Origin of the sequence: Allobrachymonas chironomi DSM 19884, assembly GCF_000374625.1 — a bacterium.
Classification (GTDB): domain Bacteria; phylum Pseudomonadota; class Gammaproteobacteria; order Burkholderiales; family Burkholderiaceae_C; genus Brachymonas; species Brachymonas chironomi.
The window spans coordinates 59,182-72,741 of record NZ_KB894773.1; the positions used below are offsets into that span (position 1 = coordinate 59,182).

11 protein-coding genes are annotated in these 13,560 nt (G+C 64.7%); 3 read left to right on the forward strand and 8 right to left on the reverse strand.

Features of this window, described 5'->3' with window-relative positions; genetic code table 11:
- Window positions 1-2: 2 nt before the first annotated feature.
- From pcaF to C513_RS0109790, 8 genes are all read right to left on the reverse strand, one after another.
- Entirely contained in the window at window positions 3-1,208 is a 1,206-nt protein-coding gene (gene pcaF, locus C513_RS0109755; RefSeq protein ID WP_018715826.1) for a 3-oxoadipyl-CoA thiolase, read from the reverse strand.
- 12 nt (window positions 1,209-1,220) lie between these two features.
- Entirely contained in the window at window positions 1,221-2,540 is a 1,320-nt protein-coding gene (gene paaK, locus C513_RS0109760; protein ID WP_018715827.1) for a phenylacetate--CoA ligase PaaK, read from the reverse strand.
- A 60-nt stretch (window positions 2,541-2,600) separates the two neighbouring features.
- The gene (paaI, locus tag C513_RS0109765; protein WP_018715828.1) at window positions 2,601-3,065 is read right to left on the reverse strand and encodes a hydroxyphenylacetyl-CoA thioesterase PaaI; all 465 of its coding nucleotides are present in this window, start codon (window positions 3,063-3,065) and stop codon (window positions 2,601-2,603) included.
- Complete coding sequence (gene paaH, locus C513_RS0109770; protein WP_018715829.1) at window positions 3,058-4,587, reverse strand: 3-hydroxyacyl-CoA dehydrogenase PaaH; 1,530 nt, start codon at window positions 4,585-4,587, stop codon at window positions 3,058-3,060. The genes paaI and paaH overlap by 8 nt, the downstream gene beginning before the upstream one ends.
- Before the next feature lie 2 nt (window positions 4,588-4,589).
- On the reverse strand, window positions 4,590-5,390 hold the full coding sequence (locus C513_RS0109775; protein ID WP_018715830.1) for an enoyl-CoA hydratase-related protein: 801 nt from the start codon (window positions 5,388-5,390) through the stop codon (window positions 4,590-4,592).
- Between the two features lie 10 nt (window positions 5,391-5,400).
- Window positions 5,401-7,068, reverse strand: coding sequence for a phenylacetic acid degradation protein PaaN (gene paaN / locus C513_RS0109780; protein WP_018715831.1), 1,668 nt, complete (start codon window positions 7,066-7,068; stop codon window positions 5,401-5,403).
- Between the two features lie 361 nt (window positions 7,069-7,429).
- Window positions 7,430-8,803 (reverse strand): pseudouridine synthase, encoded by a 1,374-nt coding sequence (locus C513_RS14155; protein ID WP_018715832.1) that lies wholly within the window; start codon window positions 8,801-8,803, stop codon window positions 7,430-7,432.
- Between the two features lie 31 nt (window positions 8,804-8,834).
- Window positions 8,835-9,587, reverse strand: a complete 753-nt coding sequence (locus C513_RS0109790; protein WP_051084433.1) for a Crp/Fnr family transcriptional regulator — start codon at window positions 9,585-9,587, stop codon at window positions 8,835-8,837.
- Window positions 9,588-9,847: 260 nt separating this feature from the next.
- Between C513_RS0109790 and C513_RS0109795 the strand changes: the two genes are divergently transcribed.
- From C513_RS0109795 to C513_RS0109805, 3 genes are read left to right on the forward strand one after another with little or no spacing between them, the layout of a single operon-like run.
- Entirely contained in the window at window positions 9,848-11,782 is a 1,935-nt protein-coding gene (locus tag C513_RS0109795) for an AMP-dependent synthetase/ligase (protein WP_018715834.1), read from the forward strand.
- A 24-nt stretch (window positions 11,783-11,806) separates the two neighbouring features.
- The gene (locus tag C513_RS0109800) at window positions 11,807-12,592 is read left to right on the forward strand and encodes an ABC transporter ATP-binding protein (protein WP_018715835.1); all 786 of its coding nucleotides are present in this window, start codon (window positions 11,807-11,809) and stop codon (window positions 12,590-12,592) included.
- 21 nt (window positions 12,593-12,613) lie between these two features.
- Entirely contained in the window at window positions 12,614-13,543 is a 930-nt protein-coding gene (locus C513_RS0109805; protein ID WP_018715836.1) for a branched-chain amino acid ABC transporter permease, read from the forward strand.
- Window positions 13,544-13,560: the final 17 nt, after the last annotated feature.

A 13,560-nucleotide genomic window follows, 5' to 3' on the forward strand; every position in this document is an offset into this window, starting at 1 on the left:
GCTCAGACGCTCTCGATGACCATGGCGATGCCCTGGCCCACGCCGATGCACATGGTGCACAGGGCGTAGCGGCCGCCACGGCGCTTGAGCTCGTAGGCCGCCGTCATCACCAGACGCGCACCGCTGGCACCCAGCGGGTGACCCATGGCGATGGCACCGCCGTTCGGGTTCACGTGTTCGGCGTCATCGGACAGACCCAAATCGCGCAGCACGGCCAGCGCCTGTGCGGCAAAGGCTTCGTTCAGCTCGATCACGTCCATCTGCTCCAGGCTCAGGCCGGTCTGGGCCAGCACCTTGCGCACGGCCGGAGCCGGGCCAAAACCCATGATACGCGGAGCCAGGCCGGCCGTGGCCATGCCGACCACACGGGCGATCGGCTTGAGACCGTACTGGCCGGCGGCCTGCTCGGAAGCCACCAGCAGCGCACAGGCACCATCGTTCACACCGGAAGCGTTGCCGGCCGTCACGGTCAGATCGGGACCGTTCACGCCCTTCAGCTTGGCCAGTTGTTCCAGCGTGGTTTGCGGACGCGGATGCTCGTCGGCGGCAAACACCACCGGATCACCCTTCTTGCGGGGAATGGTCACGCTGATCAGCTCGTCGGCAAAGCGGCCGGCGGCGTCGGCAGCGGCCCAGCGCTGCTGCGAACGCAGCGCAAAGGCGTCCTGGTCGGCGCGGCTGATGTTGAAATCGGCAGCCACGTTGTCGGCCGTCTGCGGCATGGAGTGCGTCTCGTACAGCTTCTTCATCATCGGGTTGATGAAGCGCCAGCCGATCGTCGTGTCGTACACGGCATTGCTGCGGCTGAAGGCGGTTTCGGCCTTGGGCATGACGAAGGGGGCACGGCTCATGCTTTCCACACCGCCGGCAATCATCAGGCCGGCTTCGCCTGCCTTGATGCTGCGCGCTGCCAGACCGATGGCATCCATGCCGGAACCGCACAGGCGGTTCACGGTGGTACCGGGCACGTTCACCGGCAGTCCGGCCAGCAGGCCGCTCATGCGGGCCACGTTGCGGTTGTCTTCGCCGGCCTGGTTGGCACAGCCGTAGATGATGTCATCCACCAGGTTCCACTCGACCTGGGGGTTGCGCTCCATCAGCGCCTTGATCGGCAGCGCGCCCAGATCATCGGCGCGCACCGTGGACAGGGTGCCACCGTAGCGCCCGAAGGGCGTGCGGATGGCGTCGCAGATAAATGCCTGTGTCATTGTTCTTTCTCCTTACACCAGCTTCGGACGGTTGTCGTACACGCGACGCGCCTTGCCCGTCAGGGTGCGCGGCAGTTGGTCGGCATCGACAATCACCACCTTGGTGCTGATGCCAATATGGGTCTTGATGTGGTGCTGCAGCTCCTTGGCGCACAGCTGCACCTCTTGCGGGGTCAGGCGGCCGGTGAACTCGCGCTGCAATTCGCAATGCACTTCCACGTCGTCCATCAGGCCGGTGCGGCTCAGGTGGATCTGGTACACACCAGCCAGACGCTTGTCGCGCAGGATCTGCTCTTCCACCTGGCTGGGGAACACGTTCACGCCACGCACGATCAGCATGTCGTCGGTACGGGCACCGATCTTGCCGATGCGGCGGAAAGCGCGCGAGCTCGGCGCCAGCAGACGCGTCAGGTCACGCGTGCGGTAGCGGATCACCGGGAAGGCTTCCTTGGTCAGCGAGGTGAACACCAGTTCGCCCTCGGAGCCGTCGGGCAGCACTTCGCCGGTTTCGGGATCGATGATTTCCGGGTAGAAGTGGTCTTCCCAGATCACCGGGCCGTCCTTGCTTTCCACGCATTCGCAGGCCACGCCCGGGCCCATCACTTCGGTCAGGCCGTAGATGTCCACCGCGTCGATGCCCAGCTTGCGCTCGATTTCACCGCGCATGCCTTCGCCCCAGGGCTCGGCACCAAACACGCCCACGCGCAGGGAGATGTCCTCGGGGGACACGCCCAGACGCTCGAATTCCTCGGCAATCACCAGCGAATAGGACGGCGTCACCATGATCGCATCGGGCTTGAAATCCATGATCTGCGAGACCTGCTTTTCGGTCTGGCCACCGGACATCGGCACCACGGTACAACCCAGACGCTCGATGCCGTAGTGGGCACCCACGCCGCCGGTGAACATGCCGTAGCCGTAGGAGTTCTGCACCATGTCGCCGGGACGCACGCCAGCCGCATACAGCGAACGCGCAATCAGGTCGGCCCAGTTGTCGATGTCCTTGCGGGTGTAGCCCACCACCACCGGCTTGCCGGTGGTACCGCTGGAAGCGTGCAGGCGCGTCACTTCCTTCATCGGCTTGGCGAACAGGCCGAAGGGGTAGTTGTCCCGCAGGTCGATCTTGGTCATGAACGGGAACTTGGACAGATCGGACAGGGTTTTCAGATCGTCCGGGTGCACGCCCTGGGCCTCGCACTTGGCGCGGTAGGGCGCCACGTTGTCATAGGTGTGGCGCACCGACCACTTCAGGCGTTCGAGTTGCAGGGCCGAGATTTCGTCCCGGCTGGCCGACTCGATGGCGTGCAGTCCGGGTTTTGCTTGCTGGTTCATGCAAAAGTCTCCAGTGAATGAATATGTTGTTGTTTGAGAAAAAAAGGAAACGGCACCAGATCAGGCCGCATCGGTAAAACTGGCCGTGACTTCGCCACGGATGCGGTAGCTCTTGCCGCGGAACAGAGCCACGGTGCCACCGTCCACCACGCTGACGGTAACGTCGTAGACACCGGTACGGCCCGATGCCGAACGCTCGACCGCACGTGCCTCCAGCAGTTCGCCTTCCCGTGCCGGCGCCAGAAAATCGATATGGCAGGCCGATGCCACGGTGTTCAGGTTGTAGCTGTTGCAGGCATAGGCAAAGGCGGTATCGGCCAGCGTGAACAGCATGCCGCCGTGGCAGATGTGGTGGCCGTTGACCATGTCGGGGGCCACGCGCATGCGCACCGTGGCTTCGCCGGGGCTGACTGCCACCAGTTCCATGCCGCGTGCATGGGCGTTGGTGTCACGCTGCCACATGGCCTGGGCCGCGGCATCCGCCAGGGCCTGTGCTTCGGCCGGGCTGATCTTCTGTTCATCCATGACGGACATCTCCTGCATAAACCTGTTGTTGGATCCAGGGGGACACGCGATAGCGGTCCTCTCCATAGAACTGGGCCAGATGGGCGAGCACGGTACGCACCTGCTCCAGTCCCACCTGACGCGCCCAGGCCAGCGGGCCACGCGGGTAGTTCACGCCCAGCTGCATCGCCACGTCGGTACTGTCGACATCGCACACGCCCTGGTTGACGGCATCGGCGGCCTCGTTGGCCAGCATGGCCACGGTGCGCATCACCGGCAGGCCGGGAACATCACGCAGCACGGACACGGCATAGCCGGCCGCCTGCAACAGGCCGGTCACGGCCTGCACGGCAGCCGCATCGGCCTGCAGCGCCGCCGCCACCGCCAGACGCGTGGCCTGGGTGTAATCCAGCGCCAGATCCACCAGCACCAGGTTGTTGCAACCCAGGGCATGGGCACGCTGGGTGGCGGTGCGGCCATCGGTCAGATAGAGGGCGGTGTCGCCGATCTGCGCCACGCGGCCATCGGCCTGTGCCGGCTGCTGCGTGAAGGCCACGCCAGCCTGTTGCAGGCGACTGGCCAGCGCTTGCGCCAGCGGGCATTCGCCATGCAGCACGATGCCGGCCGGTGCCGCCACGGCAGCAGCCGTTTGCGGCTGCGGCTTGTCGGCGCCTTCGGCGTAATCGTAGAAACCGCGACCGGTCTTGCGGCCCAGGAAGCCGGCATCCACCAGATCCTGCTGCATCAGCGAAGGCAGGAAGCGCTGGTCGTTGTAGAAGGCATTCCAGACCGACTTGGTGACGGCAAAGTTCACGTCGTGGCCGATCATGTCCATCAGCTCGAACGGGCCCATGCGGAAGCCGCCCGCCTCGCGCAGGACGGCATCCAGCGTGGCGATGTCGGCAGCGCCCTCGCCTGCCAGACGCAGGCTTTCGGCATAGTAGGGGCGCGCCACGCGGTTGACGATGAAGCCGGGCGTGGACTTGGCGTGCACCGGGGTCTTGCCCCAGGCCACGGAGGTGTCATAGATGATCTCGGCCACCTGGCGGTCGGTCGCCAGGCCGGACACCACTTCCACCAGCTTCATCAGCGGCGCCGGATTGAAGAAGTGCATGCCGACCAGCTGCTGCGGGCGCTTCAGCGCCGCGCCAATGGCGGTCACGGAGATCGAGGAGGTGTTGGTCGCCAGGATGGCGTCTGCGGCAACAATGTCTTCCAGCTCGGCAAACAGCTTGCGCTTGACGTCCAGGTTCTCGACGATGGCTTCCACCACCAGGGCGGCATCGGCAAATTCCTGGTTGCTGGCGGCCGGCAGCAGGCGTGCGCCGGCAGCTTCTGCCTGCTCCGCGCTCATGCGGCCTTTGTCGGCCAGCTTGCCGAACATCTTGCGGATGTTGGCGATCGCCTGTTCGGCGGCACCCTCACGCGCGTCCAGCAGACGCACGGTGTGGCCGGCCTGGGCCGCCACCTGGGCAATGCCGGCACCCATGGCACCAGCACCAATCACGGCTACCACGCGGGTAGCGGGCAATGCTTGGCTCATGTTCAGGCTCCGGTAAAGCGCGGTGCGCGTTTTTCCAGGAAGGCAGACACGCCTTCCACGTAATCGGCGCTGCGGCCCATTTCGCGCATCAGCATGCCTTCCAGCGTCAGGTGCTGCTCCAGCGTGTGGCTGGAAGCGGTCAGCATGGCCTGGCGCGTGCGCACCAGCGCCTTGGTCGGCATGGTGGCCAGCTGGGCCGCCAGGGCATCGATACGGGCAGCAAAGTCGTCGTTCGGGACGGCTTCCCAGATCAGGCCCCATTCGGCGGCCTTGGTCGCCGGCAGCTTCTCGCCGGTCAGGGCCAGGCCCATGGCGCGGGCAAAGCCGAGGCGCTGCGGCACGATCCAGGAGCAGGCGGTATCGGGAATCAGGCCGATCTTGGCAAACGGCAGCATGAAGGCGGCCGATTCGGTGGCCACCACCATGTCGCACACCAGCGCCAGGCTGGCACCGGCACCGGCAGCGATGCCGTTGACGGCCGCAATGGTCGGCACACGCAGGCTGGCCAGCTGCATCACCAGCGGCTTGTAGCGGCGTTCCACCACGTCGCCCAGATCGGGCGGCGTGCCTTCGCCGGGCACGAAGCGCACTTCGGCATCGGCCAGATCCTGGCCGGCGCAGAAGCCGCGGCCATGGCCGGTCAGCACCAGCACGCGCACGCTGGCATCGTCCTGCACCTGTTGCAGCGCGGCACGCAGCTCGTCGTGCATGGTGCCGTTGAAGCTGTTCATCTTGTCCGGGCGGTTCAGCGCCAGGCGCGCCACGCCCTGCCGGATGTCCAGCGTGATGGTTTCAAACGTCATGACCCCCCCCTCAGACGTGGTAGCGGCGCTGCACCACGCGGAAGCGGTTGGCCACGAAGGCGGAATCCGCGTAGGAAGCGTTGGCAGACGGGTTGCCACCGGTACCGTGGTAGTCGGAGAAGGCGGAAGACTGGTTCACGAACACGCCGCCGGTCAGGTTGATCGACAGGGCGACCTTGCCGCGCCAGGTGGCTTCGGTCATGGCGTCCAGATAGTCCTGTTTGGTGGAGTAGACACCCACGGTCAGGGCACCATGCGTCTTGACGATGCGCTCGGACAGGGCCAGGGCGCCAGCGGCGCTGTCGGCCTTGACGACAAAGCTGATCGGGCCGAAGCGCTCTTCCATGTAGGAAGCCTCGTCGGCCGCATCCACCGCCAGCAGCACCGGGGTGCGCACATCGGCGTTCGGGAAATCGGGGTTCTCCAGCTTCTTCGAAGCCAGCACGACCTTGCCCAGCTGGCCGCTGTTGGCCAGATCCACGCGCTCGGCCGTGGCGGTAGACTGCATGGCACCCAGCACCGCGTGCGCCACTTCGGGCTTGCCCAGGAAGCGCTCGATGGCAGCACCCAGGTCGGCACAGACCTCGTCGTAGCTCTTGCGGCCCTGGTCGGTCTCGATACCTTCTGCCGGCACGATCACGGCCTGGGTAGTGGTACACATCTGGCCGGAGTACAGCGACAGCGTGAAGGCCAGGTTGCCCAGCATCGCCTTGTAGTTGTCGGTGGACTCGATCACCACGTTGTTCACACCGGCCAGCTCGGCATACACTTGGGCCTGGCGGCAGTTGTCGATCAGCCATTCGCCGAACACGTTGCTGCCGGTGAAGTCGATCGACTTGACGGACTCGTGCTGCGACAGGGCCTGGGTCACGGAGCGCTTTTCAGCCACGCACAGCGTCACCAGGTTGGGGTCGATGCCGTTTTCGGCCAGCACGGCGCGGATGGTGCGCACAGTGATGGCAGCCGGCAGGATGCCATTGCTGTGCGGCTTGACGATCACGGCGTTGCCGGTGGACAGCGCGGCAAACAGGCCGGGGTAGGTGTTCCAGGTCGGGAAGGTACCGCAGCCGATCACCAGGCCGATACCGCGACCGACGATCTCGAAGTGCTTCTTCATGACCAGCGCCGGGTTCTTGCCCTGCGGCTTTTCCCAGGTGGCCGTCGTCGGCACAAAGCTCTGCTCGCGCCAGGCGTAGGCCACGGCCTCCAGGCCACGGTCCAGCGCGTGGGCGGAACCGGCCTGGAAGGCCATCATCCAGCCCTGGCCGGTGGTCATCATCACGGCGTGGCCCATTTCAAAGGCCTGCTTGTGCAGACGGTCCAGGATTTCCAGACAGATGCCCATGCGGCCTTCGGCACCCACGGCCTGCCAGCCCTTCATGGCGTCCAGGCCGGCGGCGATCAGCGCCTCGTGGTCGCACACCGGGTACTTGATGTTCATCTCGATGCCGTAAGGAGAGGCTTCGTTGCCGCCCCAGCCGGTCTGGCCCGGCTGATCCAGTTCGAACTGCTGGCCCAGATGCGCCTCGAACGCCGCCTTGCCGTCAGCAGCAGCGGTTTCGCCGTAGACCTTGGGGCTCGGCATTTCGGGATACGGCGACCAGTAACCACGCGTGGCGATGGCATTGATGGCACCATCCAGGGTAGCGCGGTGCTTTTCGAACAGGGGATGAGACATGTGCGGCTCCAGAACTCAAGGGGAAAGTGGGGAAGAACAGATGCACATGACACACCGGCAAAAAGATGTGCTACAGGCAATCTGTATTTCTATGATGGAATGTATCACGTTTGATCCATATCAAATTAGTGGTTTCCCCTAGACTACCAGCAAGAGCCCTGCACGGCCTGTTGTTTTGATGTCATTTCTTGCCGCAAACCTCTATGGTGCACCGCAGCATTCGCATCCGTGAGCTACGCACCTGCCTGCACACGCCACCGCCAATCATGCTACCGCCATCCCGCCACAGTCATGACACAAAAAACCCGGTCTTTATAAAAAGAACCGGGCATATTCAGGGAAAACGAGAGGCAGTGCGCGCTCAGAAGTGTTCGTCGGGCCGCAAATAGCGCCATTGCCCCAGCGGCAGCTTGCCCAGCACCACCTGGCCGATGCGTACCCGCTTCAGGCCGACCACCTTCAGCCCCACCGCTTCGCACATGCGGCGGATCTGGCGCTTCTTGCCTTCCACCAGCACGAAACGCAGCTGTTCCGGGTTCTGCCAGTCCACCTGCGCCGGCTGCAAGGGCACGCCGTCCAGGCTCAGGCCATGGCGCAACAGCGCCAGCTGGTCAGCCGGGAACACCGACTGCACATCGTGGCCCACCACGCCTAGCGGTGACTGGTACTCCACCCGCACCAGGTATTCCTTGTCGATGCGGCTGTCCTCGCCGATCAGCTGGCGCGCCACGCGGCCATCCTGCGTCAGCACCAGCAGGCCGGTGGAATCGATATCCAGGCGCCCGGCCGGCGCCAGACCGCGCAGCTGCTGCGGCTGGAAACGCTGGCGCACCTGGCAGTCCTGCCAGCGGCTGTCGGCGCGGATCAGGCTGGCGGCACTCTGGTAGCCATCTTCAGGCTGGCCGCTGACGTAGCCGACCGGCTTGTGGATCAGGATGGTGACGCGCTGTTCCTGCTGGCCACGCGCCGCTTTCTGCACGCGAATCTCGTCATCAGGGCGCACCCGCTGGCCGGTTTCAGCCGGGGCGCCATTCACCAGCACCCAGCCACGCGCAATCCAGTCGTCGGCCTCGCGCCGCGAGCACAGGCCCAGCTCGGCCATGCGCTTGTTGAGACGGATGCCGGTGGCCAGATCTGGCGCTGCGGTCGGGCGCACGCGCACCGGGGCCGCGCCGGCGGGCAGCTGTGCCGTGGGCACGGCGGGCGCCAGCGGAGCACGGCGTTCGCGTGGCGCAGGCATGTCAGTGGCACGATCCCGATAGCGTCCGTCGCCATCGGCATCACGCCGCCCTTGCGGCGGGCGCTCCTGGCGGTAGCGCTGCGATGCACGCGCATCGGCATCGTCACGGCGACCGGAACCGGGCGCACGCTCCGCATCCTCGCGCCAGGGACGACGCTCGCCGTCCTCGCGCTCCGGACGGCGGCGCTGCGGCGCGCGGTCCAGCTGGCGCGGCACGGAACGGCCCTGGCCATCGGTCGGGGTATCCGTATCGTGGCGCTTGATGCCGGCACTGCGCAAGGCCGGCTTGCCCTCGCCCTTCAGCGTGGACGGATCATCGCTGCGCCAGACATTGCTGCGCTGCGCCGGCGGCCGGGCGGCCGGTGCCGCACCATGCGAACGGTAGCCCTTGCTGCGCATGCCGCCGGCAGCTGCCGGCGGCTCAGGCGCATCCGCAGGCTTGGCCTTGGCCGGACGGTGCAGGACGGGACGGGAGGGAGGGGTTTGGTCGCTCATGCGGCATTATCGCGCGCCGGCGCGCGGGTGGCTACGCTGTCTCGAAGGTCCCACGCCGCAACAATTCCAGATCCGACACCAGCAGCCCGCCATAGCCCACGCGGATCGCCCCGTGCAGCGACAGCACGCGCAAGGCCTCGTTGACGCGCTGGCGCGACAGGCCGACGAGATAGGCCAACTCCTGCTGCGTGATGCGCAGCATCTTGTCGCCACCTACCGGGAACAAGATCGGGTTGAACAGCGCCGCCAGGCTGCGCGCCACGCGCACATTGGGACTGTCCAGACGCTCCACCTCGCGGGCAGCGATGAACTGGCCCAGGCGTTCATTGAGCTGGTTCATGATGTAGCGGTTGAAGGCAATCGAGTGGTCCAGCAGCCAGTGGAAGGTATCGATCGGCAGCACCGCCACCACGCTGTTGCGCAAGGCCTGCACGTTGTAGCGGTAGGGCTCACGCTTGAGCAGCGTGCCCTCGCCAAACCAGCCGCCAGGCACCAGCCCCGAAAAGGTGATGGTCTGCCCCTGCGAGCCGTCATTGCTCATTTTCAGCAAGCCTTCGAGCAGGCCGAACCAGAAGGTCGGCGCCCTGCCGGTACGGCACACCAGCTCGCCCGCCAGCACCTGGCCCACCATCATGTCCTGGGCCACGCGCAGACGGTGTGCCGGCTCCAGCAGTTGCCACCAGACAACGGCCTGCAACTCGGCCTGCGTGGCAAAGCGCCGCCGCTCCAGCAGGGGAGGAATGGCAGTCGTGGAATCGTGAGGAGAAGACGGAGCAGTGTACATGCGGGCAGATTGACCAGTCACGGAACACGCAAGGCAAATGTCAACCAAATGCCCGTTGCGCGGCAATGCCACACAGTAACAAAACCGCCTGCCGCCTTGCATCAGGGTTATTCCCACAGAGGGAATGCCCTAGATTGTCGCCAAAATGACACCCAAACAACAAAGTCAACGGTAGCATTCGCCAAAGACATTTAGCCCGTTGCGACTTGTAAACCACGCAACGGACTTCTACAAACACACGGAGACAACGAGGCAAGCGCATGACCATGACCTTCCCCCGATTGCTGCTGGAGCACGCACGCCAGCGCCCCAGCGAACACGCCATGCGTGAAAAAGAGTACGGCATCTGGCAAACCTGGAGCTGGCAGCGCGCTGCCGACGAGGTGCGCTGGATGGCCGGTGGCCTGGCCAGTCTGGGCTTCCAGGCCGGCCACAACATGGCCATCGTCGGCAACAACCGCCCGCATCTGTACCTGAGCTTTCTGGCCGTCCAGAGCCTGCGCGGCATTCCGGTGCCCATGTACCAGGATGCGGTAGCCTCCGAAATGGCTTTTGTGCTAAGCGATGCCGACATCCACTTCGTGTTCGCCGAAGACCAGGAACAGGTCGACAAGATGCTGGAACTGCGCGAAACCATGCCCGGCCTGGCGCACATCATCTATGACGATCCGCGCGGCCTGCGCAACTACAGCGAACAAGGGCTGATCAGCGTGGACGAGCTGTTCGAACTGGGCCGCCAGTACGAGCAGCAGCATCCCGGCTTCTACCAGCAGTCGGTGGACCAGATCCAGCCCGATGATGTCTCGGTGATCCTGTACACCTCCGGCACCACCGGCAAGCCCAAGGGCGTGTGCCAGACCCACAGCAGCTTCATCGGCGCAGCCGAGGGCGGCAAGCAGGTTGACGGACTGCGCCCCGGCGATGACATGATCTGCTACCTGCCGCCGGCCTGGGTGGGCGACCACCTGTTCTCGATCGCGCAGTGGCTGGTGGCCGGTTTCACCATCAACTGCCCCGAATCGGCCGAGACCCTGGGCATCGACATGCGCGAGATCGGCCCGAGTTACTACTTTGCCCCGCCGCGCGTGTTCGAAGGCATGCTGACCTCGGTCTCGATCCGCATGGAAGATGCCAGCAAGCTCAAGCAGTGGATGTACAAGTCCGCCATGAACGTGGCCCAGCGCGTGGGCTCCGACATTCTGGACGGCAAGAGCGTGGGCATGGGCGATCGCCTGAAGTACACGCTGGGCAACTGGTTTGTCTTCGGGCCGCTGAAGAACGTGATGGGCCTGAGCCGCATCCGCGTGGCCTACACCGCCGGTGCCGCCATCGGCCCGGACCTGTTCCGCTTTTTCCGCTCGATTGGCGTCAACCTCAAGCAGCTCTACGGCCAGACCGAGACCTGCGCCTATGTCTGCCTGCAGAAGAACGGCCGCGTCAAGCTCAACACCGTGGGCGAAGCCGCTCCCGGCATCGAGCTGAAGATTGCCGACAACGGCGAAGTGCTGGTCAAGGGCGTGTCAGTGCTCAAGGAATACTACAAGCGCCCCGATGCCACGGCCGAGGTGATCGACGAGAACGGCTATTTCAAGACCGGCGATGCCGGCGTGATCGATGCCGATGGCCAACTGCGCATCATCGACCGCGCCAAGGACGTGGGCAAGCTGGCCGGCGGTGCCATGTTCGCGCCCAACTACATCGAGAACAAGCTCAAGTTCTTCCCGCAGATCAAGGAAGCGGTGTGCTTCGGCCACGACCGCGACCAGGTGATGGCCTTCATCAACATCGACTACGAGGCGGTTGGCAACTGGGCCGAGCGCCAGGGCCTGCCCTATGGCGGCTACGTCGATCTGGCCGCCAAGCCGCAGGTGCTGGAAATGGTGCGCGAGTGCATCGAGAAGGTCAACGCCGACCTGGCGCGCGAGGAAGGCATGGCCGACACCCAGGTGGCGCGCTTCCTGGTGCTGCACAAGGAGCTGGATCCGGACGATGACGAGCTGACCCGTACCCGCAAGGTGCGCCGCGGCTTCATCTCCGACAAATACAAGGTGCTGGTGGACGCGCTGTACGAGGGCAAGCCCGAGCAGTTCATCGAGACCCAGGTCAAGTTCGACGACGGTCGCACCGGCAAGGTCAGCGCCACGCTGAAGCTGGCCGACGCCAAGACTTTCCCTGCCACCCGGGCTGCGGCCTGATCACGACCGACGGAAGACCGCATCATGACTACCAAGAAAATCGGCGACGTCATTCTTGACATCAAGAACATCAGCCTGCGCTTTGGCGGGGTCAAGGCCCTGACCGACATTTCCTTCAACGTGAAGGAACACGAGATCCGCTCCATCATCGGCCCCAACGGTGCCGGCAAGAGCTCGATGCTGAACTGCATCAACGGCGTCTACACCCCCACCGAAGGCTCGATCACCTTCCGTGGCAAGACCTTCGACCACATGAACAGCCGCCAGGTGGCAGAAATGGGCGTGGCCCGTACCTTCCAGAACCTGGCCCTGTTCAAGGGCATGAGCGTGCTCGACAACATCATGTCCGGCCGCAACCTGAAGATCAAGAGCAACATCTTCCTGCAGGCGCTGCGCATCGGCCCGGCCGAGAAGGAGGAGATCCAGCACCGCGAGTACGTGGAGCAGATCATCGACTTCCTGGAAATCCAGGCCTTCCGCAAGACCCCCGTGGGCCAGCTGCCCTACGGCCTGCAGAAGCGCGTCGACCTGGGCCGCGCCCTGGCCATGGAGCCGCAGGTGCTGCTGCTCGATGAACCGATGGCCGGCATGAACGTCGAGGAAAAGCAGGACATGAGCCGCTTCATCCTGGACGTGAATGACGAATTCGGCACCACCATCGTGCTGATCGAGCACGACATGGGCGTGGTGATGGACATTTCCGACCGCGTGGTGGTGCTGGACTACGGCAAGAAGATCGGTGACGGCAGCCCCGAAGAAGTGCGCAACAACGAAGACGTGATCCGGGCCTACCTCGGTTCCAGCCACTGACCGGACACAAGGAGACAAACCATGGGATTTTTTCTGGAAACCCTGATCGGCGGCCTGATGACAGGCATGCTGTACGCGCTGGTGGCGCTGGGCTTCGTGCTGATTTTCAAGGCATCGGGCGTGTTCAACTTTGCCCAGGGCGCCATGGTGCTGTTCGCAGCCCTGGCCATGGCCCGACTGGCGGAATGGGTGCCGCAATACCTCGGCATTGCCAACCCGATCGTGGCCAATATCCTGGCCTTCATCGGGGCCGCGATCCTGATGTTCGGGGTGGCCTGGGTGATCGAGCGGCTGGTGCTGCGCAAGCTGGTCAACCAGGAGGGTGCGACCCTGCTGATGGCCACGCTGGGCATTACCTACCTGCTGGAAGGTATCGGCCAGACCCTGTTCGGCAGCGAGATCTACTCCATCAACATCGGCATGCCCAAGGACCCGATGATCCTGCTGGAAAACGTGTTTGAAGGCGGCGTGCTGGTCAACAAGGAAGACCTGATTGCCGGCCTGATCGCTGCCGCGCTGGTAGTGGCCCTGACCCTGTTCTTCCAGAAGACCACCACCGGCCGCGCCCTGCGCGCCGTGGCAGACGACCACCAGGCCGCCCAGTCGATCGGCATTCCGCTGAACCGCATCTGGGTGATCGTGTGGTGCGTGGCCGGCGTGGTGGCCCTGGTGGCCGGCATGATCTGGGGCTCCAAGCTGGGCGTGCAGTTCTCGCTGGCAACCGTGGCCCTGCGCGCCCTGCCGGTGGTGATCCTGGGCGGCCTGACTTCGGTGCCCGGCGCCATCATCGGCGGCCTGATCATCGGCGTCGGCGAGAAGCTGTCCGAGGTCTACATCGGCCCGCTGGTCGGTGGTGGCATCGAGATCTGGTTCGCCTATGTGCTGGCCCTGGTGTTCCTGCTGTTCCGCCCGCAAGGCCTGTTCGGCGAAAAGATCATCGACCGCGTGTAAGCAGCGCAGACCATAAC